Genomic DNA, 26576 nt, shown 5'->3' on the forward strand with positions numbered 1-26576 from the left:
GGACGATTATTCTAAATTTCCGCTAAGAACGCTTCCACGATCAGTCGCAGTCCGCTGTTACCACAGTGACGGTACAGTCGGGATTACCGAATGAATCATAAATGACATAGCACCCTTGGTTGGTTGGCACAGAGAAGCCGGGGGGAATGACATAACCTATCAGTGTATACTGGTTGTTGGTTCTGCTCTGCAAGTCGCCGGAAAGCTCGATGAAGTCGAGCATGGTCAGGCGATCACCGGTTTCAGCCTGGCTTTCCGGACACAGGTTACGCCAGTCAACCTCGGTGGTACCAAAGGGAAAGTCCACCTGGTATTCTGTCTGGCTGGAACCGCCGGGATTGGCAGAGACGACTGCGAGTCCGGACAGACGGGCCTTGGACTTGACCATGGTGGCTGTGGATCGCAAGGTGCCTGCTACCGCGTTCAAGGCACTGATGCGGGCGGATTCTCTCAGGTTGATGAGCCGTGGCAATGCTAAGGCACCCAGTATCGACAGGAGGACAATCACAACGACAAGTTCCACCAGGGTGAATCCTGCCTTGTTTATCGATTTTGAGTGTCGGATTGGCATGAGTATCCCGGTTGATAAAAAATGTACTGAACCGATCAGACGAAGGAGTCATTTTTCCTTTTCGAGACCCGGTCACAGGGTTAAAGTCCCTGAATTCCTGACAGCTTAGACCAATCATGAAAAAACGTCAATCCGGCGGTCCACATACCGTTTCCAGTATAGCTGGAACACCAGGGTGATGATTTGTCATCTACCGTTTCGTTCGAGCGAGACATACCTGCCTGATTGTGTTAGATTTTTTGAGCAGTAACAGGATCGCACAGATGTCACTCGCAGCGAAACTCTGTTAGCCCTCAGCAGCAGAAAAACAGCCGCTTTGCCCGTAAGGTCAGAGCCTCTTTTATACTGGATTCAATGTGCGTTGGCTTAACGAGAAAACCTGGCGCCATCCCATAGCATCAACCTCTGTGGTCGCTGCGGACACCCTTACCCTGCCGTTCGCTGCTGAACATCAGTGCGATCTATTGATCAGCCCCGAACATTTTCTCTTGATCCGTCAATTCCATCAGAATGTTCTGAATCAGCTGGACATGCTGGGAACCTTCCTGCCGTCAGCCTCGGTTGTGCTGCTGTGGCCGACCCCCCCTGATCAACTCCGTGTTTACGCCAGCAACGATACCACCCGCCACCTTCAGGTGAAAGCTTTTGCTGCCGGCAGTGGCCTGCTGGGCGCACTGAAGGAACGCGCTGAATTTGCCCTGGCCCCCTACCCGGCCTCGGCCCCGACCTTACCTTACTATCCCGACGCCCTCCAACCGGGGAGTTTTTACGCCTGTCGCATCGTCTCTGATCCCACCCTGGAAAATAATGGAAGTTTTGCGCCTCTTCTTTGTGTCGATCGTCCCAGCAGGGAGCCCTGGTCCGGGGTCGAGCTTGCCATGATAAAACGAACGGGAGAGCAGATTGCCACCAGCCTGAATCTGCACGGGGAACTGCTGCTTGCCGATTTTGAACGAAAAGTCTTACAGCAGTCCTTTAACGGTTTGAAATTTCTCAATTCTTGTCTGACTCTTGATTCGGTTTACCGTGCTGCCGCTGCGGCACTACGCATGATCGTTGCGGCCGACGTGATTGCTTTTGGAAAAATATGCGAGGACATGGTTGAGTTGACACATCTTGACGGGGACGGTTCTATTCCCACGGATTCTCAACGCTACCCCCTTGACAACTCATTAATCGGACAGGCGGTTAAATACCGCTGCATTCGACCGGATGGTGGGGAAAACAAACAGCGGGCTCCGGTGATCAACGGATTGCCCCTGTTTGATCATTTTCCATCGATCCTGGTCATCCCCCTGGTTCAGGACAAATTGCCCGTCAACGGCATTCTGCTTATCGCCGGGCGCAAAAGCGGGCTCTTTTCTCGTCGTTGCCGGGATCTGGTTGAAATGATATCAGCCCAGGTGGCAATCAAGGTTGAATTGGCCTATTCCCACGAACAGATCAATCAACTGACGGTGACTGACGGCTTAACCGGAATTGCCAATCGCAGAGCCTTCGAACGTGCCCTGGAAGTGATGCATCAACGTGCCCTGCGGCGTGAAAGTGCCTTTGCCCTGATCATCTGCGATATCGATCTGTTTAAAAAAATCAACGACACCTGTGGTCACCCTTTTGGTGATCAGGTGATCCGGCAGGTTGCTGCCGAGATGAAAGCCGTTGTCCGCAGCGGCGATCTGGCGGCCCGGATCGGCGGTGAGGAATTTGCGGTTCTGCTGGAGGATACCGACAGCAAAGGGGCTGCCGAGGTTGCTGAACGACTGCGCGGCCGGGTTGAGAAGAAGCAGCTACATCATCAGGGGGTTCTATGGCCGGTCACCATCTCGATCGGAGTTGCGGCTTTTCCCGGCGACACCGGTGACACCAGTAAACTCATTAATTATGCTGATCAGGCTTTATATCAGGCCAAGAAGACAGGTCGTAATCGCATCGTTGTCTGGAACGCTGACGTCCGGGGTTCGTAATTGGAAATTTTTCTTGCTGCTCATTGTCATGATTCGCCCCCTTTCCCCTGTTATTTTTTCGCAATAATCCAGACAGCGTGGACGATGCCGGGTATATAACCGAGGATCGTCAGAAGGATATTGAGCCAGAAGTGCAGCCCGAATCCTACCTGTAAAAAGACGCCAACGGGGGGCAGCAGAACAGCAAAAATGATGCGGACGATGTCCATGACAGCCTTCCTTTCTTGGTGAACCGGCGTGAGCATTTGCCCGTCCAGCCGGCTTATGTTTACAATGCTTTTAGCTCATACCGAGTTTACGATAAATATTCAAAAAGGCAATACCGATGAGTTTCCCCTTTTCCTACAGCGAACCCTTGTTTCGCCCACCGTCGGAAGCACGTTCCCTGATCTTTCAGGTGACCATCGGCTGTTCCCAGAACACCTGTGGCTTTTGCGGAATGTACAAGATGAAGCAGTTTTCCTGCCGCCCCGTAAGTGAGATTTTTGCTGAAATCGAGAGTATTCCAGCAGCCTATCGCCCCCAGGTTCAGCGGGTGTTCCTTGGCGACGGGGACGGCCTGGTCTACCCCCAGGACAAGCTGCTGGCAGTCCTTGATTGCCTTACCCAAACCTTCCCCAACCTGGCGCGAGTCAGTGCCTACGCTTCACCCAACAGCCTGACGACCAAAACCGTAGACGAACTGGCGCAGTTGCGCCGACGCAAACTGCGGATTCTCTACTTCGGACTGGAAAGCGGTGATCCTGACACCCTCCTGCTGGCGGATAAGGGTTTCACCCCGGATGAGATGCTGGTCCTGTGCCAGCAGGCCCGGGCCGCTGATCTCAAACTGTCGATCACGGCGATTCTTGGCCTTGCCGGACGCAAGCGCAGCGCCGAACATGCCCGCGCAACAGCGGCCTGGATCAATGCCCTGTCGCCGGAGTATTTTTCCCTGCTGACCATGTTCCGGCGCCACAACGATGCCTATTTCACCAGGATTGTTCCCTTAAGTCACGGCGAAGTCCTTGAGGAAGCGCTGGCAGTTGTCCGCGAGTTGAACCCCGCTGGTACGATTCTGCGCTCCAACCATGTCTCCAACAGCCTGAATCTGGCCGGACGCTACCCTCGTGATCGCGAAGCAATCATCGCCCAGGCCGAAGCGGCACTGCAGCAGGCACGCCGCCATCCACACTGGTTCAACGAAGTGCCTGATTATGAGGAAACTATTTTTTAACTGTTGATGCACCATAAATAAAAGCCACGGATCTACACCCATGGCTTTTATTCCAAAATCATTTCATTATCCATTCTCACCGCCCACAGACACGGAGAATTTTGTACGAATTTCTCAGTGTCTCAGTGCCTCTGTGGTGAATGGTTTATCAATCACTCCCACTCAATTGTCGCCGGTGGTTTACTGGAGATATCATAGACCACCCGGTTCACCCCTTTGACCTCGTTGATAATCCGGTTGCTGATGCGTGCCAGGTCAGCGTATGGCATGGGGTACCAGCCAGCGGTCATAAAGTCCTTGGTTTCAACCGCGCGCAGGGCGATGACGTATTCGTAGGTGCGTCCATCCCCCATGACACCAACCGACTTGACCGGCAGGAACACGGCAAAGGCCTGACTGATCTTGTGGTAGTGACCGCTCTCATAAAGTTCATCGATATAGATGGCATCGGCGCGACGCAGGATGTCGCAGTATTCCTCTTTCACTTCACCCAGCACCCGCACCCCCAGCCCCGGACCGGGGAAAGGATGACGCCAGACCATCTGCTTCGGCAAGCCGAGTTCTTCGCCGATGGCACGAACCTCATCCTTGAACAGTTCGCGCAACGGCTCGAGCAGTTTAAGCTTCATGTAGTCGGGCAGACCGCCGACATTGTGATGACTTTTGATGTTATGGGCCTTGCCGGTTTTGGCACCGGCAGATTCGATGACATCGGGGTAGATGGTCCCCTGGGCCAGCCACTGGGCGTCTTCCACCTCGCCGGCCTGCTCTTCGAAGATATCAACAAACAGGTTGCCGATAATCTTGCGCTTTTTCTCCGGGTCGGCCTCCCCTTTGAGCCCATCATAAAACCGCTGGCGGGCATTGACCCGCGTGACCTTGACGCCGAGGTTACCGGCGAAAGTGGCCATGACCTGATCCCCCTCATCAAGACGCAGCAGACCATTGTCGACAAACACGCAGTGGAGCTGATCGCCGATAGCGCGATGGATCAGCGCCGCCGCGACTGAAGAATCCACACCTCCCGACAACCCGAGAATGACCTGCTCCGAGCCAACCTGTTCGCGAATACGGGCGACCGCATCATCAACAATCTTCCCCGGTGTCCATTGTCCGCTGCAGCGACAGATGTTACGCACAAAGGTACTCAGCATCAGCTCACCCTGGGGGGTATGGTTGACCTCAGGGTGAAACTGCACGCCATAGAGGTTGCGCTGAAGGTTCTGGATGGCACACACCGGGGCGTTGGTCGTCCGGGCAACGACCTCAAAGCCGGTCGGTACTACCTTGACATGATCACCATGGCTCATCCATACCGAACTGGTGCCTTCAGTAAAAAATCCGTCAAACAGTTCGCCGGGTTCACCGCTGGCCTCAAGGACGGCATGACCATATTCCCTTTTCCCGGCCGGCACCACCACGCCACCGAAATGCTGGCTCATCAGCTGCATACCGTAGCAGATGCCGAGGACCGGCACGCCAAGGTCAAACAGGGCCTCCTCAACCGGGGGGGCACCGGCATCATATACCGATTTGGGGCCGCCGGACAGGATAATGCCGCTGGGTTTGAAGGCGCGGATCTCGGCCATGGTCATATCAAACGGGTGGAGTTCGCAATAAACCCGCGACTCACGTACCCGGCGGGCAATCAACTGGGTATACTGGGAACCAAAATCCAGGATCAGAATCCGTTCGCTGTGGATATTTGACATTTTAGCGGCCATTCCCCTCAATTCGGTAGTTGGGTGATTCCTGGGTGATGGTCACATCATGAACGTGGGATTCCCGCAGGCCGGCGTTGGTGATGCGCACAAATTCGCCGTTACGCTGCAGTTCACCAATGGTACGACAACCGGTATAGCCCATGCCGGAACGCAGTCCGCCGATCAGCTGGTGGATATTACTGGAGAGGGGGCCGCGGAACGGCACCCGTCCCTCGATCCCTTCCGGCACCAGTTTGACGTCCTGTTCTTCCGCCTGAAAGTAGCGATCCTTGCTCCCCTGTTTCATGGCTCCCAGGCTGCCCATACCCCGATAGGATTTGTACGTACGTCCCTGATAAAGAATGGTTTCACCGGGAGATTCCTCGGTGCCGGCAAACAGGGAACCAATCATGACAATGTCGGCACCCGCCGCAATCGCCTTGGGTAAATCGCCAGAGAATTTGATACCGCCATCAGCAACCAGCGGGATGCCGGCATCGAGGGTCACGCCGGCAACATTCTGAATGGCAGTAATCTGCGGCACGCCAATACCGGCGACAACCCGCGTGGTGCAGATAGAGCCGGGTCCAATACCAACCTTAACGGCGTCGACACCGGCATCGATGAGAGCCCTGGCGGCAGCGGCGGTAGCAATGTTACCAGCCATCAGCTGCACTGACGGATAGGTAGTGCGCAGCCATTTAACGGTATCGATGACCTTCTGGCTGTGTCCGTGGGCAGTATCGACGACCAGCACATCTGTCCCGGCTTGAATAAGGGCCGCTGCGCGGGCTTCCAGATCATCACCGACACCGACGGCGGCACCAACCCGCAACCGACCAAACTCGTCCTTGCAGGCATTGGGATATTTGCGCACCTTTTCAATATCCTTGATGGTGATCAGTCCTTTGAGGACAAAGTCATCGTCGACCACCAGCAGTTTTTCGATGCGGTGCTTGTGCAGGTGAAATTTGGCCTCTTCGAGCGTCGTGCCGGGGGGGACCGTGACCAGTTTGTCCTTGGTCATGACATTGGCGATGGGCTGGTCCAGATTGGTCTCGAAACGCAAGTCACGGTTGGTCATGATGCCGACCAGCTTGCCGTTCCGGGTGATGGGGACACCGGAAATGCGGTATTTGTTCATCACCGCCAGGGCGTCGGAGATTTTCTGGTCGGGTGCCATGGTAATCGGGTCGACAATCATGCCGCTTTCCGATTTTTTGACCTGATCCACCTCAATCGCCTGGGCGTCAGGTGTCATGTTTTTATGGATGATCCCCAACCCTCCTTCGCGCGCCATACAGATTGCCGTACGCGATTCAGTTACCGTGTCCATGGCAGAGGAAAGAAGAGGAATATTGAGCCTGATCGTACGTGTCAACTGGGCGGACACATCGACATCTTTGGGCAGCACCTGCGAATGCGCCGGCAGCAACAGAACATCGTCAAAAGTCAGGGCAATGGGGATATCAGGCTTGTACATGAATGCTCCTTGTAGCTCGGGTAAAACGTTGTGGCTGACAAATGTAATAAATGCCTGATGACGAGTCAATCGTTACCCGTAATCAGGCATCAAGAGATAAAAAATTGGCAACTATTCAGCACTATCCTTGCGCAGGGTCGGGGTTTCTATGGCAAGGGTGTTTGTCGCCATGGACGGCGACAACAAGCGGTCAGGGATGACCCAACGGGAAACAATCGCGTCCCTTGACATAGGATCCCCGGCCCGGTGCTGAACAGAGACAAAAAAATGAAAAAGCGGCATGGCCGCGTCAGTTCGTTCCGCGCAATAGATAAGCTTCGATAAAAGCATCAATATCGCCGTTGAGCACAGCATCGGTGTTGCCGGTCTCGTACCCGGTGCGATGATCCTTGACCATGCGATACGGGTGCAGAACATAGGAACGAATCTGGCTGCCCCAGCCGATCTCCTTTTTATCTTCAGAAAAGGCCGCGGCCTCTTCTTCTTTTTTGCGGACTTCCATTTCGTACAGGCGCGCTTTGAGCTGCTGCAAGGCCGTTGCCCGGTTGGCGTGCTGGGAACGCTGGTTCTGGCAGGCAACGACAATCCCACTGGGCAGATGGGTGATGCGGATGGCGGAATCGGTCTTGTTGATGTGCTGTCCTCCGGCGCCACTGGCACGATAGGTATCGACCTTGATATCCTTATCTTCAACCACCACCTCAATAGACTCATCAAGCTCGGGGAAGACAAACACCGAACAGAACGAGGTGTGACGGCGGGAATTGGCATCAAAAGGTGAGATCCGCACGAGGCGATGGATGCCGCTCTCGGAACGCAGATAACCGTAAGCATAATCACCACTGACACTGATGGTGGCACTTTTCAGGCCGGCATCATCCCCGGGCTGATATTCAGTGAATTCGGTTTTGAACCCCTTGTCCTCACAATATCGCAGATACATGCGCAGCAGCATGTCGGCCCAGTCCTGGGCCTCGGTCCCACCAGCCCCGGCATTGATACTCAAGGTGGCGTTGCTGGCATCGTGAGAACCGGACAGCATGCGCGCAAATTCCATGGCCGCGATTTTTTTGTCAAGGGCCGGAAGCATGCCATTGACTTCATCAAGGGTGGCCTGATCCTCCCCTTCTTCACCCATTTCGATCAGCACCGTAGCATCTTCGAGTTGCTGTTTAACCGCGAGACAGTCTTCAACGACCTTCTGTAACCGGGTACGTTCACGCAGCAGCTCCTGGGCACTTTCCCCCTGGTTCCAGAAATCGGGGCGGGCTATTTCCGCTTCCAGCTCAGCGACCCGTTCCTGCCGGGCTGGAACGTCAAAGATACCTCCAGAGCTCTTCAAATTTTGTCTGCAGTCCTTTGACAATCTCTTTTGGTTCACGAAACATGTTGACTTACTCCTTGCAAATGAACAGCGAATGATCTTGCAGCCCGGTCGATTGGTCAGGACAATCAACCATCTGGTCGATCAGGTCAAGGGCTAATTTGCTGGATAAAACCACAGCAAATTAATGCCGGATATGAATCTGCCGCGCCAGGGATTCATCCACGGCAAACTGGGAATGACCGACCTTGAAAATATAGCTGGGGAATTTCTGCATCAGCAGAATGTCGCTGCCGGGCAACACCCCCATACTCATCAGTTTCTGCATTTTCTTGTCGTCACTGGCGGACAGATAGGCGATCTCTCCGGACTCCCCTGCTTTGAGCTCCGTCAAGGCGACAATCCCCGGGGAGCCCAGACGCTGGGCTTCGGTGCAGCAGTCTCCAGGCGGGATAGGGTTGCCATGAGGACAGGTGCTGGGGTGGTTGAGCAACGTACAGAGTTTGGTGTCAACCCCCTGACGCAGCAGATGCTCGAAGATGCATGCCTGCTCATTGCCCTCTTTTCCTTCTATCCCGAGGATGTCCATGGTCAGCCGCTCCGCCAGGCGATGCCGACGAACCGCCATCCGCGCTTCGGCTTCCCCTTCACGGCGCAAAAAAACCCGATGGTCACGGATTTCAACATACGCACGCTGGAGCAGATCCTTCAACTCTTCGGCATCAGCTTCGAGCTGCAGATCTGTCAGCAGACAGCCGACCTGACCACTTTCCACCGTTAATACCCATAGAGATTCAAGAACTTCTTCGGCTTTTTCTGATAGTTGTTGCATCCTGTTTAGCCTCTTTTCTTGGTCGCAGACAGTAACCGTCGCAGCAGCTTGCCAGGTACGGGATTTCCATAGCCGCACCAGGGACAATGAATCTTGCGGCACCCGCCAAGGCAACTGCCGCAAGAGACACGATTGGGATCAACCTCGAGATGATCCGGAATTTCGCGATGACAGAAGCCACAGATCATTGCAACAACCCGGTAGCGACCAGAATCCGGTTGAGCAGCCACCCGGAGCCAAAGGCAAAAACGGTGACAAACACGAAAATAGCCAACGCAATACGAAAGCCGCGTTCCTTGAACATCACCAGAAACTGGGCGACACAGGGAACAAAAAGGGTCAGGGTCACCGCCGCAACCGTCAACTGGGTGACACTCAGCAGGCCGGCGGTCTGCAGATCATACAAACCTGCGGCACCAAAATCACGACGAAAAAAACCGAACACAAAAGCGGTGGTTGCTTCGGTGGGTAGACCGATTGCTCTGACCACCGGCGCCAGCGCAGCAATGACTGCATCCAGGGTATTGGTCATTTTCCCCGCCCACAGAATAACCGAGGCCAGAATAAACAGGGGGAAAATTTCGAAAAAATAACTCTTCATGCGGGTCAGGGTTTTAACGCCAACATTGAACAACTGGGGCCATCGCAATGGTGGAATTTCCATATAGAAGACCGGTTTTTCACCCGGCAGCAACCGGTCAGCCAGAACCCCGACCAGCAGGAACGCAAGCAGCAGGAATATCGTCCATACTGCCAGGGCCGATGGCGCGGCCGACAGCAGCCCGAGAATCACTCCCAGCTGGGCACTGCAGGGAATCGCCAGGGCCAGCAGCAGGGTTGAGATAACTCGCTCACGGGTGCTTTCCAGGGTACGGGTTACCAAAGTCGCCATGGTGTCACAACCAAAACCCAGCACCATGGGGATGACCGCCCGCCCGGAGAGACCGATTTTCTTGAAGATACGATCGAGCATCATCGCCAGTCGGGGCAGATATCCGCTGTCCTCCAGTACGGAAAAAACCAGAAAAAAGGCGCCGACAATCGGTAATACCAGGGCAACCGCGTAGCGCACACCAAGAGTCCAGACCCCGTATTCTCCGGCAATCAGTTCAAATAACCATTCCGCCGTCAGGTAGTCTTGCGCAAACGCAATCACCGGCGGGTTGATGTATTCCTCGAACAGCATCCCTTCGAGAAAATCGACCAGGGTGCCGGCCCCGAAGACACCGACAAACTGGAACAGACCAAAATAGACCACGAGCAGCAACAGCGGGACACCGGTCAGGGGATTCATCATCCAGCCCGACAATTTTTCGCCAAAAGATTCCTCTGCCCCCCGGGTTTGGGTCACTACCCCGTCGAGCATCTTTTTGCCGATATGGCGGCGCTCCATCCCAATCTGTAAATGCAGATCCGCGCGGCGGCGGAAACGGATTTCCCGTAAAACCTCAACCAGCTCGCTGTGGCGGCCGGGTTCTTCCTGCTGGTGAACCAGCTGGTTGATGTCCTCATCCCCCTGAATCAGCAGCATGCCAAGAGCGCGCTTACTTAAACGATATTCCCCGCGTAACAATCTGGTGATGGCACTGATATCCTGTTCGAGATCATCGCGATACACAAACACCTTGTGGGGGCAGACGTGATAATCCTTGATCGCGGCAAACAGCTCCTCAAGACCAATCTTGCGTTTCATCACCGCGCCAATGACCGGTATCCCGAGGCGCTGCTGCAACCTTTCCAGATCCAGCTTCATACCGAGACGCTCGGCCTCATCGAGAATATTGACCACCAGTACCAGCGGCAGACCGGCTTCCACCAGCTGCAGAGTCATCGGCAGCATCCGCTCGATATTACGCGCATCAATCACGTGTACGACCACTTGAGGATCTTTGTGAAGCAGAATCTGCCGACCCACCCGCTCCTCTTCCGTAATCGGCATCAGCGAATACATGCCGGGGGTATCGAGAATCTCGTAGCGTTGTTTGCCGATAACACAGTGTCCCGAGGACACCTCGACCGAGGTTCCGGGATAATTGGAAACGGTGGCGTAGGCCCCGGTCAGAGCATTAAAAAGAACGCTTTTTCCGACATTCGGGTGGCCAACAAGAATAACTTTTGGCAATGGAGAAGCAGAGTCAGACATACCGGTCATTTCTTTCGATGTTCAGGCTAAGAAGAACAGGAGTCAGGATTGCCGGCTGCACTTGATACAACGGCCGTAGAGTTCGTGACGGTGGCTATCAACAGTAAAGTCGTAGCGCTGCGCCACCTCGCGCTGCAGTTGTTCGATCCGCGGCTCGACAAACTCAATAATCTTGCCGCAGCCGGTACACACCAGATGATCATGATGATGATCCGAGTAGAGAGGTTCGAAACGCGCCTGGCCATCGCCAAAATTCAATTCAGTGGCAATGCCGCACTCGGCAAACAGTTTCAGGGTGCGATGGACTGTGGCATAGCCGATGCGCGGATGGTCTTTGCGCAGCACCTGGTAAAGTTCTTCGGTCGAATAATGTGAGGCTGAATCCAGAAAGGTTTCAAGAATAATCATGCGCTGGCGGGTATTTTTCAACCCCTTGGTACGCAGGTACTGATTAAAAACTGAAGCTCGATCCATCGCAATCACTCCTCTAGCACGCTACTGAAATTGAGTTTCAAAAACTAGAGCAAGAGCGCCGAAAGATCAAGTAAAAAGACAGTGAAAAAATCAGCCCAGTTCGGAGGGAAAGACCTGATACAGGAAAATAGCAATACGACCAAACTGGTCGAAGAACAGCAACACACCGGCAGTCATCAGCAGCACCCCGGTAGCGATTTCAACGATGCGGATATAGCGCTTGAAACGATCAAAGAAATTAAGAAAGGAATGAAACAGCAACCCGGATATGAGCAGCGGGATTCCCAGCCCGGCGGAATAGAAGCTTAACAGCAACACCCCTTGCCAGGCGCCGCCGCTACTGCCGGCAGCGATGGCCAGGATGGCTCCGAGAATCGGGCCGATACAGGGGGTCCAACCGGCAGCGAAAGCAATACCCACCACGAAGGTACCAACAAACCCGGCGGGTTTGTTGCGCACATGGAGACGCTTTTCACCCAACAGTGAGGTAAAACGGAACAGCCCGCTTAAATGAACGCCAAACAGAAAGATAACCACCCCGCCGACCTTCTGGATAACCCCCAGACTTTCTCGCAGATAGTACTGAACCGATGCCGATGCCAGGCCGGCCATGGCGCCCAGGGTGATGAACACGACTGAAAACCCGGCAATAAAGATCAGGCTATGGACGAATACCCGGGTTCTGGCCCCGGTGTCCTGCTGGGATTGATCAAGTTCACCGAAGGACATACCGGTGATATAGGTCAGATAGGATGGAACCAGAGGAATCACACAAGGAGAGGCAAACGAGAGAACTCCCGCTACAAAGGCGATCCAGATTGTTATGTCGCTGCCAATATCCACGTAATGATTGCCTTGTTTAGTTGTTCAGCAAAGATTCGATCAGGCGGTAGGTCGGATTCTGCATCCAGTCCCGCCCGCCGATAATATGTTCAACCACGGTACCATCCCGATCAATAATATAGGACTCCGGGTAGCGAAAAACTCCGTAAAGCCCCTGCACTTGGGCCTTGATACCATCCAGCAGAATCGGGAAACTGTAGGAATGCTGTAAAAGATACTGACTGACCACCTGATGGGGATTTTCTTCAACATTGACCGCCAGGATTACCAGGCCATCTTCTTTTTTTTGTTGGTACAGCTGCTCCATGGTCGGTTTTTCTTCACGACACGGGGGACACCAGGTCGCCCAGAAATTGATCACCACAACCTGTCCACGAAAATCGGAGAGCGAGACCTTTTCTCCCTCCATATTGAGCAGGGTGAATTCCGGCGCCTGTTCCCCGATTACAACCGATGATGGTGGTGGCCCACCCTGACAGCCTGCCAGCAGAAGCAAACCGGCAACAACAAGCACCAGAGCAGATATTTTTTTTAACAACACAATTCATTCCCCATTATTGGTATTAGCTCACCTGCTTGTTTGAGCACCGGCGAGCAGTTTAGTGTCAAGGCTTTAGCCTGGCAATGTGCATTGCCACAGAAGCAACACCAACAAAATTTTACAAAATCCATCCTTCACAAAACATATAGAAAGCTGAATGTCCGATTGTAGGTCAAGCAACCTGTTCGGTCAACAACAATCTGCCTGCAGAAACCGCAGCATCTATGACGGATGACCAATGGACAACAGCCCGCTTTTGATCTATTTTAGCGACGTTATCAGGAGAAGCCCAATGCAGCCCTTTATCGAAACCATCATTATTGTTATGCCGGTCTTCCTGGTGATCGCCCTGGGCACCTTGCTGCGACGCCTCGGGTTAATGGACGACAACTTTCTGAAACAAACCAACAAACTGGTTTACGTGGTCTTTCTTCCTCTGCTGCTGTTTCACCGCATCGGGCAGGCCGACTTCAACGTGTTTTTTAACCCCGGACTGGTCGTCGGCTCATCTATTGCTATTGCCGTCGGTTTTTTGCTCTCTTACAGCTATGCCGGGTTGCGTCGTTATCCCGGTCCTACCAAAGGCAGTTTCAGCCAGGGATCATTCCGTGGCAACCTGGCATACGTCGGACTGGCGATCTGCATGAACGCTTACGGCGCAGATGGTTTGACCAGCGCCGGCATGCTCATGGGATTTCTGGTGCCGGTGTTGAACTTCTTCGCCATTCTGGCGCTGTTGCTACCCCATCAGGGGCGTCAGCACGGTGAGAAGACCAACTGGCTGCGGCAACTGGCGCTCAACCCCCTGATCGTCGCCTCCTTTCTCGGTCTGCTGTGGAGCTTTTTTGAGCTGCCACTCCCCGTCATCATCGACCGCGCCCTCGCTATCTCCACCGGTCTGTCCCTACCCCTGGCCCTGCTGGCTATCGGTGGCACATTTTCTTTAGGCCAGCTCAAAGGTGATTTAAAAATCGCCGGACTGGCGACCCTGATCAAGCTCGCCCTGCTGCCCCTGATCGCCACCGCCATTCTGCTGCCCCTGGGTGTCGGCGGACAGGATCTTGGGATCGGCATTCTGATGGCGGGAACACCGGCCGCCACCGCCACCTACATCATGGCCCACCAGATGAAGGGGGATGCCGAACTGGCCGGTTCCATCGTGATGTTATCGACCCTGCTTTCAGCGATCAGTTACACCTTCCTCCTGCTGATTCTCAAAGGAACGGGACTGCTGCTATGACAACCTCAGTTCCGACCGCCAGCGCCCACACCGATTTCACTTCTTTACTGGTGGGCAAGCGTTTTGCCATCGTCCCCCCACAAAGCGAGACTATTGACAATAGCCGTCTGCAAATAAAGATGGCTCGAGGCGCCTTTGGCTCGGGAGACCATGAAACGACCCGCAGCTGCATCGAAATCCTGGAGACTTTGAGTTTTCCCGAGCCCCCGAGAATCCTCGATCTGGGCAGCGGCACCGGCGTCCTTTCCATCGCCGCCCTCAAACTCTTTGGCGGCCACGCCTGGTGTGTCGACATCGAGGAGTCTGCGGTCGCCAGTGCCCGCCGCAACTGCGAACTGAATCATATCGACACCGTGACCCACCACTGCGGCACCCTTGCCAGCCTCACAGAATCGGGGTTTGATCTGGTCCTGGCGAACATTTATGGCGATATCCTTCTGGATGTAGCAGGTGCGCTGGTGGCGCGGGCGGTTCCTGGTGCAACCATCCTGCTTTCAGGCATGTTATGGGAATACAATTTTGACGTGCGAACCAGCTATCATCAGCTCGGTTGCACCCTGATAAAAAACCGGCTGATGGATGAATTCAGCACAGTGCTCCTGTACAAAGAAAACAGCTAAACTCTTACATCAGGGCGCCAGCGCCGAAGACTCCATTTTACCCCTGGCCGTCTCTTGTTGCTGGGGCTTACCGATCAACGCCACCAGATCCCCAACCTCAAATACCAGATCAGCTGACGGATTGCTGATAAAGCTTCCTTTACGCAGCACCCCGACCACCGATGCTCCGGTCTGCTGACGCAGATTCAGCTCACGCAAGCTTTTCCCATCGAGAAGGCTGGCTTCTTTTATCTCCTCCCAGGTTAATTCAATCAGATCACGGGCGTGTTTGAGCAGATGAAGATCGTGCTCTACGGTCTGCTGCCCCCGATCACCATAGTAACGCTCACGCCGGGCATCATCGGTAAATTTCTGGATCAGCGGTACCGGGATATGCAGATTCAGCAGCGCCTGCCGGGCGATCTCGAGACCTGCCTCCAGTTCGGGATTGATCACCATATAAACCCCGTCTTCATAGAGAGCCTTCATCTGCTCTGCTCCCCCGGCACGGACCACCATGTTGACATTGGGAAAGCTCAAATGAACATGGCGTACAATCGCTTCGGTTGCCACGATATTAGGAACGGTAATCAATAACTGTTTAGCTTCGGATAAATTGGCCGCATCCAGCACCACCGGTTGACCGGCGTCACCAAAAATAATCGGGTAACCCTGTTTTTTACACTCTCTGATTGCGTTCTGGGCGAGATCGATCACCACAAACGGCACATCGAGCTTGGTCAGGATATGAGCCACGCTCTGGCCGACCTGACCACCCCCGGCAATCACCACATGGTCGTGCAGACCGCCAGGGGGAAGATTGAAGGTTTCGAGTTTTTCGCGTTTAAACAGGCGCTGTTGTAATCGATACAAGGGCGCCGTGCACCCCGAAACCAGCGGAGTCATCAACATGCTGATAATGGTTGCTGAGAGCAAAAAAGAGTTCTGTTCGGTGCTCAGAAAACCGCCGGCAAAGCCGACCTGACCCAGAACGAAGGAAAATTCGCCAATCTGAAACATCCCCAGGGCCACCGCTAACGGCACCACGTTGCCATAACCAAACCCACGGACAATGACTGCCATGATCAGGGCCTTGCCAACAGCAACCAGCATCACCAGCTTGAACACCTCGTACCAGTTTTCAACCAGAAACTGAGGATTAAGCAACATACCGACAGATGTGAAAAACAGCAGACCAAACAGGTCACGCAGGGGGATAATGTCGCTTAAAGCCTGATGACCATAGTCCGATTCACTCAGTACCATACCGGCAACAAAGGCCCCGAAGGCAAAGGAAAGACCCACCAGATACGTGGCATAGCCGATACCCAGACCGATCGCAGTAATCGTCAGGAGAAAAAGTTCACGGGAGTTCCAGCGGGCAACCCGCATCAACAAAAACGGTAACAAGCGGGTGCCAAGTACCAGCATGATGACCAGAAAAATAATGGACTTGACCACCGCCACACCCAACAGAGGCAAGCCGGCCGCCGGATTGGTGATTTGCGGCAGCAGAATCAACAGAGGGACAACGGCCAGATCCTGAACGATCAGAATGCCGATCATCACCCGACTAGAGAGGGTTCCCATCATCCCCTGGGTCATCAGGGTTTTAAGGATCACCATGGTACTGGAGATGGAAATCAATCCTCCCATCCACAAAGACGGGCCAGCTTCCCAGCCGAGCCAACGACCGATCAGGTAGCCGTAGGCGATGGTTGTCAGAATCTGGATCGGGGCCCCGATCAGCGCCACATATTTAACCGGCTTGAGTTCCTTCAGGGAGAATTCAAGCCCCAGAGCAAACAGCAACAGGGCGACGCCGATTTCCGCGAGTTTCTCAATTTCATGGACTTCAGACACGGAAAGCCCGCCGGCAAAGGGTCCGATTGCCACCCCAGCCAGGATGTATCCCAAGACCAGTGGTTGACGCAAACGCTGGGCAATCAAACCACCAATCAATGCGGCGACAACGATAACGACAATATCAGCGGCAATCCCCATAAAACGTCCCTCTTCTTTGATCCATTCAATTCTTACATTTTTCGTTGTTAACGATAGTCTGTCAAACTCGCTCTGTCAAAGTAAGCTATTTATTTCACGATCTCTGCTCTTGTCAGAAAAACCTTCAGCATGCGACAGTGGGAATAAATTAAACGCATTTTTTATCGTAACGAAGAAGGAAAATATCATCATGAAAAAACTCGTTCTCCTGTTAACACTGACTCTGTTCATGATACAGAGTGGCTGTTCCGATGGCGATTGGCGCAGCGCCAGTCGAGAACCGGCGGGCATAGCTCCGGACCCGGCACACACCACAGAAGCGGTGGTTCAGGTCTACGCAGCCCGCGCCTGGGGTTGGCGTGGCTGGTTTGCCGTCCACACCTGGATTGCCACAAAGGGTTCGGACGAGCCATATTACACCGTCTACGAAGTCATTGGCTGGCGCGGCAACCGCGGCCTGCCGGTGCTCCGGGTTGAAGTCGACGTGCCTGATCGCTACTGGTATGGCAAAAAACCCCGCCTGCTGGCTGACTACCGTGGCAACGAGGTTGATTCTCTGATTGCACAGATTAAAACTGCTGCCGACAACTACCCGTGGGCAAATGAATATCGCGTTTTCCCCGGTCCCAACAGCAACACCTTCACCGGTTGGGTTTTAGACCGGGTTCCCGGCCTCGAGGTGCGCCTGCCATTTTCAGCCATCGGTAGCGGTTTCAACAGATAGACTTTACATCCCTGCCCTGTTACCGCCGGCGGCTAGAGGTTGATCACCTGCTAAAATTTCCGGTTATCGGCAGTTTTCCCTCCGTTTTTTTGCAAGAACTGCCCACAATAAAAAAAGCGGCTATAAGCTTTGGGGATGTCAGTATGAAGGCAACTTGAATTCCGGCGGCATTGGCGTTAATATCAGCAACCATCTTTATTGGTTCCCATAGTTCAAGAGGATGACTCAATGAAATTGATATTATTTGTTAGTCTGCTGGCCACACTCGTTGCCGGAACTGCGACGGCCGAAACCCGCTATATTTCCGATACGCTGCTTGTAACCGTGCGCAGCAACACCACCGATGACTATCAGGTCCTCGGGCGACTGCTATCAAATGCCCCGGTAACTATTCTCGCTGAGCAGGGAAACTTTTACCAGCTGCGCACCGCTGATGGAATAGAGGGTTACGTACCCAAACAATACATTACCGCGGACCCCCCGGATACCCTCATTATTGAACAGCTGCAAGCGCAAATCGCTGCCCTGGAAGAAGACAATCGACAACTGCAGGCGCGATATACCGAACTGCAACATGCGAATGCGGACGTGGCGGAAACCGCCGATCTTGTTGTTCAGCTTGAAGAGACGCGAACCAATCTGCAGCGAATAACCGAGGAGTATGAAAACTTGCGCGCAAGCTCTGCCGATGTTCTGACTCTTCATGAAAACAATCAGTTGCTCGAAGAGCAAAACCAGTCTCTGAATCGTGAAGTGCAAGTGCTACGCGAAGAAAACAGCAGTTTTCATCGCTCTAATATGATTCAGTGGTTTCTTGCCGGTGCCGGTGTATTTTTGGTCGGCTGGCTTATCGGTAAGGTTTCCCGGCAAAAAACCCGCAGCTTTTCTCGTTGATCCTCATCTTCCCGGCAGTGACTTAAGTCAGGACACAGGGACTCGCCCGGGTCCTGGCTTGTCTCTATAAAAATAACTATTTTTTTATTCTAATAAATATTTTTATCCTTGATTTACTGGCCCTGATCAGTATCTTTAGCCCCATCTATATATTCATCAAAGGGGCGGCATGAAAACCAACCGACAACAATTGTTACAGCTACTGGCGGATCGGGTGATGACGTCGCGCGAACTGATCCGCGAACTCAGCATTAGTCAACCGACCTTGTCACGACTGATCAACAGCATGCAGAACGAAATAGTTGTGATGGGAAAGGGGCGCGCAACCTGCTATGGACTGCCCAAAAAACCAGGGCAAGAGGTTCATCGTCTTCCGGTGTACAGTATCGACGCCAAAGGTGACGTTCACCCTTACGGCCAACTAACGCCGTTGCAAGGCGGACAATACTGGTGGCAGTCCATTGCCTGCAGTGGTGAAATTTCCCATCAATTGCCCTGGCAAATCCAGGATTTACTCTTTAACGGCTATTGCGCGCGGGCTTTTGCTCTGCGCTACGGCGATTACCTTAAACTTTCCCCGCGACTCACCGACTGGACAGAAGAGGACATGCTGATTGCCACCAGTCGTTGTGGCGAGGATCGACCCGGCAACCTGATTCTGGGCGAAGAATCCCTGGCCCGCTATTTTGAGCTGGTACGCAATCCACCCGAACTGATTGAGCCTGTCAACCAGGCCCTTGAATACCCGCAACTGGCACTTAAAACCCTGGCCAGGGAAACAGTGCCGCTACAACTCAGTGGGGAGCAACCCAAATTCTCGGTTTGTCTCAACGAACGCGGCGCCCCCTGCCGGATGCTGGTCAAATTTTCACCGGCTGCAGACAGCAAGGAGGCCAGACGCTATGCTGACCTGCTCGTGTGTGAACATCTGGCACTTGAAGCAATTCGCATCGCCGGCTTGAACGCCGCGCGCTCACGTCTGGTGATCAGCGGTAATCAGACCTTTTTGTGCATAAAACGTTTTGATCGCCGTGGTGTTTTTGGGCGGCTGCCGGTCATTTCCCTGCGCGCCCTGCACACTCGCATTCAGGAACCCTGCGATGATTGGGTATCAGCGGCAACCCGCCTGAAAAAGCAAGGGATCATCCATCCCAGTGAAGCCAGAAAACTTCACTGGCTGGCCCTCTTCAGCGACATGATAGGCAATGCGAACCAGCACTTTGGCAACATTTCATTTTTACCGCACAGTAAAGACAATTACCTTCTGGCCCCGGCCTATGGTATGCGTCCGACAATCTATGAACCCCTTGCCGGTGAGATTCCAGCACGCCTGTTCACTCCACCATCACTGCGCAAAGAAGCGGAGGCCGAACTAACTGCAGCCCGCCAGGCTGCTATTCTGTTCTGGAAGAGTGCCGCTATTGATAAGCGCATCTCTGATGGTTTTCGCCAGATCTGCTTTGAAAACTGTGAATTGTTGCAACTTCAACAACGGGGGGGCAGAAATCCCCAGTCAGATCAAGATTTTTTCATAAACAGGGATTAACTTTTTTTGCCATTTGTGCTAGGATATTTTCTGGCCTCTACGTCGCCCTTTTTCCTTTTGTTGTCTACTGGTATCTGATTGATGAATGACACACCAAACATTCTTTTTATTGACGAAGATCCCGGGGTTCTGACAGCACTGCGGACATTGCTGCAATGCGAGGACTGGGAGTGTCATTTTGTTGCAAGCGGCAGCAAGGCGCTGCAGCTGTTGCAGGATCAACCATTTGATCTGGTGGTTAGTGCCGCGCCTATGAAGGAGATGGACGGCATCAACCTGCTGAGCGAAATCCGCCGGCACCACCCGACAACGATTCGGCTGTTTTTGACGGGTCACCCCCGCCACACCACGGTCCTGCAGGCTTTAGCACAAGGATATACGCAGCAGATCATTCCCAAGCCCTGGATCGATATTGAACTAAAGGAAATCCTCCGTAACGCCCTGCGACAGGCGCATTATCAGCGCAAGTACGGCCTGGAGTTGCAAAAACTGATCAATACCATTCCCCTGCTTCCAGCCCTGCCTGAAACCTACAGTCAGGTCCGCGCCTGTATCAGTGATGATGACATCGATATTGAAGGAATGGCGGATGCCATCAGTCAGGATGTCAACCTGTCCGCGACTTTGCTGCATTGGGGCAACTCGGCCCTCTTTGGTCAGCGCTTTCTTGTCGACTCGATTAAAAAAGCGATTATTGTCCTGGGCACAGACATCGTCGAGAACCTGGTATTGTCGGAATCGGTCTATCGGGCGGTCAAAACCGATACCAACAAAGTGCCCGGGTTTGATATCAACCGCTTCAAAAAACATTCGATAGCCAGTGCAACAATTGCCCGTTTACTCATCAAACTGACCCACAGCAGCAATGTCGGCATGCAGGATCGCGCTTTTATCGCCGGACTTCTTCACGATATAGGCAAACTGCTGCTGGCTAACTACCTGCCGGAAAAGTTCCAGCAGGCCATTGAAGTTTCAGAAGCGAATCAATGGTCTCTACAGAAAGCTGAACATAGCATTTACACGACGGATCATGCTGAAATCGGCGCCATGCTGGCACAATGGTGGAGCCTGCCGCCTTTTCTGGTCGAAGCCATCCGCTCACACCACCACCTTCGCGCCACACCGATTGAGCCGGAAGTCAGCGCTGCCGCTTATGCAGGAAATATTCTTGCCTGTCAGTTCAACTATTGCACCCGCCAGGAAACTTACGATACGGACTTGCACGAAAGCTGCTATGAGCGCTTTCACCTTAATGACGAAGTCATTGAGCTGCTGAAACACAAAACCCGGGAAACACTCACCGAACTCCCCACCTGATGACTTTTAGGCCGTTACCCGCCGATCCGCTACTGCCGGCTCTCTTTTGACTTTCGCCTGTGCTTTCCGGCATATTAAAAAATTATCTGCCCTGCTATATTCTGCAATCATTGGGTCACTAGCTGCCCCGGACATGTCAAGTCAAGCCAAAATGAGTAGGCCATGAATATTGAACAGATGAAGATTGTGCTCAAAGAAATTCTGACCAAGACCGACCTTACCCCGTGTGTCGTTGGTCATCGTGGTGTCGGCAAAACGGCCGGCATTATCCAGGTCTGTCGCGAGATCAAGCGCAGCTACATCCCTTTACGTCTGGGACAGATGGAGGTTGGTGACCTGGTCGGTATTCCCTATCGGATAGACGAGACCATGCATTGGTCCCGGCCTTCCTGGTGGCCGGCCGACAACGCTGCAGCAACGGTTGTTCATTGTGATGAGCTCAATCGCGCTCAACAGGAAGACACTCTTCAGGCGATTTTTCAGTTTGTTGAGCCGCCATCCCAAGGGCAACAGCGCTCGCTACACACCCATAAACTAGCATCGCAACACCGGGTCGTGGTCGCCATCAACCCACCTGATGGCAGCTACCAGGTCACCCCGCTGGATCGCGCCCTGCTGGATCGCATGGTGGTCATTCAGGTTGAAACTGATGCCACCTGCTGGTCTCACTATGCCCAACAAGCTGATTTCGATCAATCGGTGCGTCACTTTATTGGTTCTCACCAGCACCTGCTGGCCCTTAATAACGCCAGCTTCGATATGAACGTCGAACCTTCTGAGCGCGCCTGGGAGATGGTCAGCACGCTGCGGCGGCAGTGTCGCTTCCCGAAAGAGCTGGAAATGGAAGTCTACAGCGGCGTAATCGGCAAGGAGGCTGCCGTGGCCTTTTTGCAATGGTGTACTGAACAGCGCAGGCGTCCCTTGAGTGCACACGACATTCTGCACCGCTGGCCCGAGGTGGCCGAGCAGGCGGAACAACAACGCGACGATATCCAGGCGGCGACCATCAACGAATTGACCTCCCTGCTGCAACATCAGATGTCCCTGAATGAAACCGAACAGGATCATCTGGTCGCCTATATCGATATCCTGCCACGCGATATGCGTTTTGCCATGGTTAAAAGTTTGCTGCGGATCCCGACCATCGCCACGGTTTTATGCCAGGACAAATACGATGCCGCGATTCTGGATACGATCCGTAAAATCAGTCAGGATGCTCTGTAAAGCCGATGCGCCAGCTTGAAGATACGATTGTCAGATTGCTGAAACAACGCCCCTTTTACGGTCATTTTCTCCTGCAGTTTCGTCGCCGTCCCTACCAGGGGCACAAGGCGGTTGCGGTGACCCTGATCGATGCCCTGCCGACCCTGATGGTTTCATCGCAGCATTTTTCCTGTTTTTCCGCAGATGAGCAGCAGGCACTGCTCGAACATCTGGTCAAACACATCCTTCATCTGCACCCGTGCCGGCGCAGAGATCGCCACCCCAGGCTCTGGGATCTGGCCTGCGACCTCGCCATTAATCCCGGTATCGATAACATGCCCGCCGAGGCGCCGCGCCCTGAACGCCTGAAGTTGGCTACCGGCCTTGCCGCTGAAGAATATTACGACCAGCTCCTGCTGGTGCCACGGCTGGGGGATCAACTCGGTGATGGCGATGGCGACCACACAGCCGACTTCTCCGGCGAACCGGCAACCGCCACGTCAACAGCAACCCTTAAGGCTCAGCAACTGCAACCATTGGATGATCACCAGTACTGGCAGGACGCCGAGCGCACACCAGATTCCTTAAGTGAACAAGTGGTACGCCAGATGGTGCAATCGGCCTGGCATAAAAGTGGTGAAGAAGGAGCAGGCGATCTGCGGACCCTGATCCACTCCTACCTCGCCCCGGCAACCATCCCCTGGCAGCAGATACTGCGCCAGTTTATCGGCAGCGCCGGTCGGGTCGGCAAAACCGCTACCTGGAAGCGCGGCCATCGGCGTTTTGATCAGAGTACGCCGGGAATCCGCAAAAAACAGTACCTGAACCTGGTGGTCGGTATTGATGTCAGTGATTCCACTGATACCCAACCCTTGCGTGAAACCTTTGCCGGAGAGCTCTTGAGAATTGCCCAGGCCCGGCAAAGCCGGATAACTGTCCTCTATGCCGGCAGCCGAATTCAGAAGATTTTGACCTTTAACGGCGATCCGGCTGTGATCGACGTCTTTCGTGGCGGCGGTTTTACCGACCTGCGTCCAATTTTCGACTATGCCCGACAAATGCAACCCCGCCCTGCGGCAATTATCTACCTGACCGATGGCTTTGGCCCCGCCCCGGAAGCATCAGACATTCCGACCCTGTGGGTACTATCGCCAGAGGGGCAAAAGCCGGTAACATGGGGGCTGGAATTGCGACTTGACAAGATACTGGAGGCATCATGACAACTAACCGACCTGTCCCCATGTCAGAAGACAGCATTACCGCCATGCTCTGCGTAGCGGGAGCGCGCGTCAAAGGGCGCGCCGGGCGCAGTGACCACTATGGCTCCCCCCGTGATTTTTCCTTTGAGGTCAAAGCGCTGTTTCCTAACAAACTGGGCCTGCAGATTACCGCCCGCCAGTACAACTATCGTGACCCCTGGGAAGCCAGCGGCAGAGTCAATGACCTGGTTGACGTGACCCTGTTATTCGAAGGAAACTTCAGCCAGCTGCCCAGGGGGTACAGTTACTTCCAAGACACCGATACGGAAGAAAACCTCGATTCAGACCAATTGCAAGAACTGATTAAGGCGATTGCGACCATCAATCCCAAACTCTTTATTTTGCAGAACCTGACCGGCGACCTGTAGCCAAAAAGCCTGGGCAACGTGGCCATGGATTCGAATATTTTTGCTGATTTCAATTACAATAGTGCTATAGTAGAAAAATATCATGAGCATTCTCATAAAAAGGTTGTATGCATGGGGCGTCAAAAAAACCCGCTAATCCTCACCATTGACGATGAAGATCAGATCCGCAACAGCTTCCAGCTGTTTCTGGAAGATCATGATTTTGACGTGATTGAAGCGAGAAACGGGCGTGAAGGACTGGATGTCTTTCGCCGCGAAAAACCGGATCTGGTTCTGTGTGATCTACGCATGCCGGAGATGGATGGACTCGAGGTTCTCCGGACAATCAAGAATGAATCTCCAGACACACCGATCATCGTCGTTTCCGGAACCGGTATTATCGGTGATGCCATTGAAGCAATCCACCGCGGGGCATGGAATTATCTGCTCAAACCGATTCAGGACCTGTCGGTTCTGTTGCATGCCATCAATCAGGAACTTGAGCGCGCGCGCCTGATCATTGAAAACCGCGCCTATCAGGAACACCTTGAAGAAGAAGTCACCCGCCGCACCGCCGCCCTGCAGAAAGCTGTCAATGACCTCAATGAATCACATTTCAAGCTACGCAAGAGCGAAGAAACCTACCGCTCCATTTTTGAAAATCTCCAGGATGTTTACATCGAATTCGCCGGCAACGGCGTGATCCTGGAAATAAGCCCGTCCATCTCCCGGATTTCAGCGTTCAAACGTGATGAATTGCTCGGCACCAAGGTTGAGGGACTTTTCCCCCTGGCACAAGAGCGCGATGAGCTGTTCGACCTCCTCAATCAAAGCGGACAGATTCGTGATTTCGAGATCCACCTGCGCGACAAAAACCAGCAGGACATCCCCTGTTCCCTCAATGCCAGTTATCAGGGTAACGAGCGCGAAAACGCTGACAAAATCTGCGCCACGTTGCGCGACATTACCGAACGTAAGCAGGCTGAGGCACGGATTGAATACCTGGCTTATTATGATGCCTTGACGGAACTGCCGAATCGCCGCCTGCTGATCAATCGCCTGGAACAGAACCTCTCCCGTGCCAGACGCTATGGACACTATGGTGCCATGCTCTTTTTGGATCTTGATCGTTTTAAAAATATCAATGACTCCCTCGGCCACCCGATCGGTGATGATCTCCTCAAACAGGTAGCCGAACGACTGGCAATGGATATGCGCAGTGAGGATACGATTTCACGCCTGGGAGGGGATGAATTCGTCCTTCTCTTATCAGACCTTGGCACGGACTCAGGCACTGCAACGGTGGCTGCCCAGCACAAAGCTGAAAACATCAAGGAACGTCTGACCGAACCCTATATCATTCGTGACAATATTCTGCACATCACCCCGAGTATAGGGGTCGCCATGTTTCCGTCCGTTGACGGCGGCTACGAGACCGGCAGTGACATCCTGCGCTATGCAGACACCGCCATGTACCGGGCGAAGGATGATGGTCGCGATACTATTCGCTTCTTCCTGCCAAGCATGCAGGCCGCTGCTGACTATCGTCTCGCCCTGGAAAAAGAACTGCGCCATGCCATCGAACGCGACGAGTTGTCACTCTATTTCCAGCCACAAGTCGATTATCATGGCAACATTCTTGGAGCCGAGGCACTTATTCGCTGGACACACCCAACCAAGGGATTTATTTCCCCCGGTACTTTTATCCCTATTGCCGAAGCCAGTGGCTTGATTCTGTCGATTGGTGAGTGGGTGCTGCGGACGGCCTGCCGACATTTAAAACAGTGGAACGATCAAGGACTGGGCCTGACTCACCTTGCAATTAACGTCAGCCCCCGCCAGTTCCGTCAATCTGAGTTTGTCGGCCAGGTTCAGTCGATCCTGGATGAGACCGGGGTCGACCCGACCATGCTCTGCTTTGAGCTGACGGAAGGCCTGGTGATTGACAATATTATCGACACTATTGAAAAAATGCAGGGATTGAAAAAACTGGGGCTGCAACTTTCAATTGATGATTTTGGTACCGGTTATTCATCCTTGACCTATCTGAAGAAAATGCCCCTGGACATTCTTAAAATTGATCAGTCCTTTGTCCGTGACATTGAAACCGATGCTAATGACGCCGCCATTGTTGCCACCATTATCGCCATGGCCGAACACCTTTATCTTAAAGTGATTGCCGAAGGTGTGGAAACCCGCCCTGAGCTCGATTTTCTCAAACATAACGGATGTAATATTTTCCAGGGCTATCTGTTCAGTCGCCCGATTCCAGGTAACCAATTCATTGATTTACTCAAGAACGGCATCCCACAGACCGGCAGTTAATTCATGCAAGGCCCTGATCCTTAT

General features: G+C 53.5%; 23 protein-coding genes. 12 read left to right on the forward strand and 11 right to left on the reverse strand.

Going from position 1 to position 26576, the window contains the following annotated elements; translation table 11 throughout:
• Positions 1-40: 40 nt before the first annotated feature.
• Positions 41-571 carry a prepilin-type N-terminal cleavage/methylation domain-containing protein gene (locus AC1931_RS04505; RefSeq protein WP_483876027.1) on the reverse strand — a complete coding sequence of 177 codons (531 nt, stop codon included), beginning with the start codon at positions 569-571 and terminating at the stop codon, positions 41-43.
• Between the two features lie 356 nt (positions 572-927).
• Here AC1931_RS04505 and AC1931_RS04510 point away from each other — a divergent pair, with 356 nt between their 5' ends.
• The gene (locus tag AC1931_RS04510) at positions 928-2535 is read left to right on the forward strand and encodes a sensor domain-containing diguanylate cyclase (RefSeq protein ID WP_483876028.1); all 1608 of its coding nucleotides are present in this window, start codon (positions 928-930) and stop codon (positions 2533-2535) included.
• Positions 2536-2585: 50 nt separating this feature from the next.
• On the opposite strand, the gene AC1931_RS04515 is transcribed toward AC1931_RS04510, so the two are convergent.
• Positions 2586-2744: a YqaE/Pmp3 family membrane protein gene (locus AC1931_RS04515; protein WP_483876029.1), complete on the reverse strand. Its 159-nt coding sequence runs from the start codon at positions 2742-2744 to the stop codon at positions 2586-2588.
• Between the two features lie 116 nt (positions 2745-2860).
• On the opposite strand from AC1931_RS04515, the gene AC1931_RS04520 reads away from it, so the two are divergent.
• On the forward strand, positions 2861-3751 hold the full coding sequence (locus AC1931_RS04520) for a radical SAM protein (protein WP_483876030.1): 891 nt from the start codon (positions 2861-2863) through the stop codon (positions 3749-3751).
• Positions 3752-3903: 152 nt separating this feature from the next.
• On the opposite strand, the gene guaA is transcribed toward AC1931_RS04520, so the two are convergent.
• The 8 genes from guaA to AC1931_RS04560 all read right to left on the reverse strand — a co-directional run bounded on the left by guaA (position 3904) and on the right by AC1931_RS04560 (position 13094).
• Positions 3904-5463: a glutamine-hydrolyzing GMP synthase gene (gene guaA / locus AC1931_RS04525; protein WP_483876031.1), complete on the reverse strand. Its 1560-nt coding sequence runs from the start codon at positions 5461-5463 to the stop codon at positions 3904-3906.
• Position 5464: 1 nt separating this feature from the next.
• Positions 5465-6937: an IMP dehydrogenase gene (gene guaB / locus AC1931_RS04530; protein ID WP_483876032.1), complete on the reverse strand. Its 1473-nt coding sequence runs from the start codon at positions 6935-6937 to the stop codon at positions 5465-5467.
• Between the two features lie 289 nt (positions 6938-7226).
• Positions 7227-8325, reverse strand: a protein-coding gene (gene prfB / locus AC1931_RS04535) for a peptide chain release factor 2 (RefSeq protein ID WP_483876033.1) whose coding sequence is annotated in 2 segments (ribosomal slippage) — positions 7227-8255 and positions 8257-8325 — 1098 coding nt in all. Because the reading frame shifts where the segments join, the coding sequence is not laid out codon by codon here.
• A gap of 120 nt (positions 8326-8445) precedes the next feature.
• Positions 8446-9093 (reverse strand): metal-dependent transcriptional regulator, encoded by a 648-nt coding sequence (locus AC1931_RS04540; protein WP_483876034.1) that lies wholly within the window; start codon positions 9091-9093, stop codon positions 8446-8448.
• Positions 9094-9277: 184 nt separating this feature from the next.
• On the reverse strand, positions 9278-11236 hold the full coding sequence (gene feoB, locus AC1931_RS04545) for a ferrous iron transport protein B (RefSeq protein ID WP_483876035.1): 1959 nt from the start codon (positions 11234-11236) through the stop codon (positions 9278-9280).
• Between the two features lie 42 nt (positions 11237-11278).
• Positions 11279-11710, reverse strand: a complete 432-nt coding sequence (locus tag AC1931_RS04550) for a Fur family transcriptional regulator (protein ID WP_483876036.1) — start codon at positions 11708-11710, stop codon at positions 11279-11281.
• 90 nt (positions 11711-11800) lie between these two features.
• Entirely contained in the window at positions 11801-12553 is a 753-nt protein-coding gene (locus AC1931_RS04555) for a cytochrome c biogenesis CcdA family protein (RefSeq protein WP_483876037.1), read from the reverse strand.
• 16 nt (positions 12554-12569) lie between these two features.
• Complete coding sequence (locus tag AC1931_RS04560; protein ID WP_483876038.1) at positions 12570-13094, reverse strand: TlpA disulfide reductase family protein; 525 nt, start codon at positions 13092-13094, stop codon at positions 12570-12572.
• A gap of 292 nt (positions 13095-13386) precedes the next feature.
• On the opposite strand from AC1931_RS04560, the gene AC1931_RS04565 reads away from it, so the two are divergent.
• Both AC1931_RS04565 and AC1931_RS04570 read left to right on the forward strand, forming a co-directional pair.
• Complete coding sequence (locus AC1931_RS04565; protein ID WP_483876039.1) at positions 13387-14334, forward strand: AEC family transporter; 948 nt, start codon at positions 13387-13389, stop codon at positions 14332-14334.
• On the forward strand, positions 14331-14954 hold the full coding sequence (locus tag AC1931_RS04570) for a 50S ribosomal protein L11 methyltransferase (protein ID WP_483876040.1): 624 nt from the start codon (positions 14331-14333) through the stop codon (positions 14952-14954). Before AC1931_RS04565 ends, AC1931_RS04570 begins: the two co-directional genes overlap by 4 nt.
• Before the next feature lie 9 nt (positions 14955-14963).
• Here the strand turns inward: AC1931_RS04570 and AC1931_RS04575 are convergent, their stop codons facing one another.
• Positions 14964-16937 carry a monovalent cation:proton antiporter family protein gene (locus AC1931_RS04575; RefSeq protein WP_483876041.1) on the reverse strand — a complete coding sequence of 658 codons (1974 nt, stop codon included), beginning with the start codon at positions 16935-16937 and terminating at the stop codon, positions 14964-14966.
• 190 nt (positions 16938-17127) lie between these two features.
• On the opposite strand from AC1931_RS04575, the gene AC1931_RS04580 reads away from it, so the two are divergent.
• The 8 genes from AC1931_RS04580 to AC1931_RS04615 all read left to right on the forward strand — a co-directional run bounded on the left by AC1931_RS04580 (position 17128) and on the right by AC1931_RS04615 (position 26552).
• Positions 17128-17661, forward strand: a complete 534-nt coding sequence (locus AC1931_RS04580) for a DUF3750 domain-containing protein (protein WP_483876042.1) — start codon at positions 17128-17130, stop codon at positions 17659-17661.
• Between the two features lie 228 nt (positions 17662-17889).
• Positions 17890-18555 (forward strand): TIGR04211 family SH3 domain-containing protein, encoded by a 666-nt coding sequence (locus AC1931_RS04585; protein ID WP_483876043.1) that lies wholly within the window; start codon positions 17890-17892, stop codon positions 18553-18555.
• Between the two features lie 169 nt (positions 18556-18724).
• Positions 18725-20101 (forward strand): HipA domain-containing protein, encoded by a 1377-nt coding sequence (locus AC1931_RS04590; protein ID WP_483876044.1) that lies wholly within the window; start codon positions 18725-18727, stop codon positions 20099-20101.
• An 81-nt stretch (positions 20102-20182) separates the two neighbouring features.
• Positions 20183-21418 (forward strand): HDOD domain-containing protein, encoded by a 1236-nt coding sequence (locus tag AC1931_RS04595; protein WP_483876045.1) that lies wholly within the window; start codon positions 20183-20185, stop codon positions 21416-21418.
• A gap of 162 nt (positions 21419-21580) precedes the next feature.
• On the forward strand, positions 21581-22642 hold the full coding sequence (locus AC1931_RS04600; RefSeq protein ID WP_483876046.1) for a hypothetical protein: 1062 nt from the start codon (positions 21581-21583) through the stop codon (positions 22640-22642).
• A 5-nt stretch (positions 22643-22647) separates the two neighbouring features.
• The gene (locus tag AC1931_RS04605) at positions 22648-23841 is read left to right on the forward strand and encodes a vWA domain-containing protein (protein ID WP_483876047.1); all 1194 of its coding nucleotides are present in this window, start codon (positions 22648-22650) and stop codon (positions 23839-23841) included.
• Positions 23838-24248, forward strand: coding sequence for a hypothetical protein (locus AC1931_RS04610; RefSeq protein ID WP_483876048.1), 411 nt, complete (start codon positions 23838-23840; stop codon positions 24246-24248). The genes AC1931_RS04605 and AC1931_RS04610 overlap by 4 nt, the downstream gene beginning before the upstream one ends.
• Positions 24249-24359: 111 nt before the next feature.
• Positions 24360-26552 (forward strand): EAL domain-containing protein, encoded by a 2193-nt coding sequence (locus AC1931_RS04615; protein WP_483876049.1) that lies wholly within the window; start codon positions 24360-24362, stop codon positions 26550-26552.
• The last annotated feature ends 24 nt before the right edge of the window (positions 26553-26576 follow it).

It is taken from the genome of Pelovirga sp. C15f (genome assembly GCF_057178085.1).

Coding starts and splice junctions, on each gene's coding strand:
- AC1931_RS04515 (WP_483876029.1), bottom strand. CDS start 2,744: ATGGACATCGTCCGCATCATTTTTGCTGTTCTGCTGCCCCCCGTTGGC.
- AC1931_RS04505 (WP_483876027.1), bottom strand. CDS start 571: ATGCCAATCCGACACTCAAAATCGATAAACAAGGCAGGATTCACCCTG.
- AC1931_RS04540 (WP_483876034.1), bottom strand. CDS start 9,093: ATGCAACAACTATCAGAAAAAGCCGAAGAAGTTCTTGAATCTCTATGG.
- AC1931_RS04595 (WP_483876045.1), top strand. CDS start 20,183: ATGAATGACACACCAAACATTCTTTTTATTGACGAAGATCCCGGGGTT.
- guaB (WP_483876032.1), bottom strand. CDS start 6,937: ATGTACAAGCCTGATATCCCCATTGCCCTGACTTTTGACGATGTTCTG.
- feoB (WP_483876035.1), bottom strand. CDS start 11,236: ATGTCTGACTCTGCTTCTCCATTGCCAAAAGTTATTCTTGTTGGCCAC.
- AC1931_RS04520 (WP_483876030.1), top strand. CDS start 2,861: ATGAGTTTCCCCTTTTCCTACAGCGAACCCTTGTTTCGCCCACCGTCG.
- AC1931_RS04585 (WP_483876043.1), top strand. CDS start 17,890: ATGAAATTGATATTATTTGTTAGTCTGCTGGCCACACTCGTTGCCGGA.
- AC1931_RS04590 (WP_483876044.1), top strand. CDS start 18,725: ATGAAAACCAACCGACAACAATTGTTACAGCTACTGGCGGATCGGGTG.
- AC1931_RS04615 (WP_483876049.1), top strand. CDS start 24,360: ATGGGGCGTCAAAAAAACCCGCTAATCCTCACCATTGACGATGAAGAT.
- guaA (WP_483876031.1), bottom strand. CDS start 5,463: ATGTCAAATATCCACAGCGAACGGATTCTGATCCTGGATTTTGGTTCC.
- AC1931_RS04550 (WP_483876036.1), bottom strand. CDS start 11,710: ATGGATCGAGCTTCAGTTTTTAATCAGTACCTGCGTACCAAGGGGTTG.
- AC1931_RS04600 (WP_483876046.1), top strand. CDS start 21,581: ATGAATATTGAACAGATGAAGATTGTGCTCAAAGAAATTCTGACCAAG.
- AC1931_RS04605 (WP_483876047.1), top strand. CDS start 22,648: ATGCGCCAGCTTGAAGATACGATTGTCAGATTGCTGAAACAACGCCCC.
- AC1931_RS04570 (WP_483876040.1), top strand. CDS start 14,331: ATGACAACCTCAGTTCCGACCGCCAGCGCCCACACCGATTTCACTTCT.
- AC1931_RS04575 (WP_483876041.1), bottom strand. CDS start 16,937: ATGGGGATTGCCGCTGATATTGTCGTTATCGTTGTCGCCGCATTGATT.
- AC1931_RS04580 (WP_483876042.1), top strand. CDS start 17,128: ATGAAAAAACTCGTTCTCCTGTTAACACTGACTCTGTTCATGATACAG.
- AC1931_RS04610 (WP_483876048.1), top strand. CDS start 23,838: ATGACAACTAACCGACCTGTCCCCATGTCAGAAGACAGCATTACCGCC.
- AC1931_RS04565 (WP_483876039.1), top strand. CDS start 13,387: ATGCAGCCCTTTATCGAAACCATCATTATTGTTATGCCGGTCTTCCTG.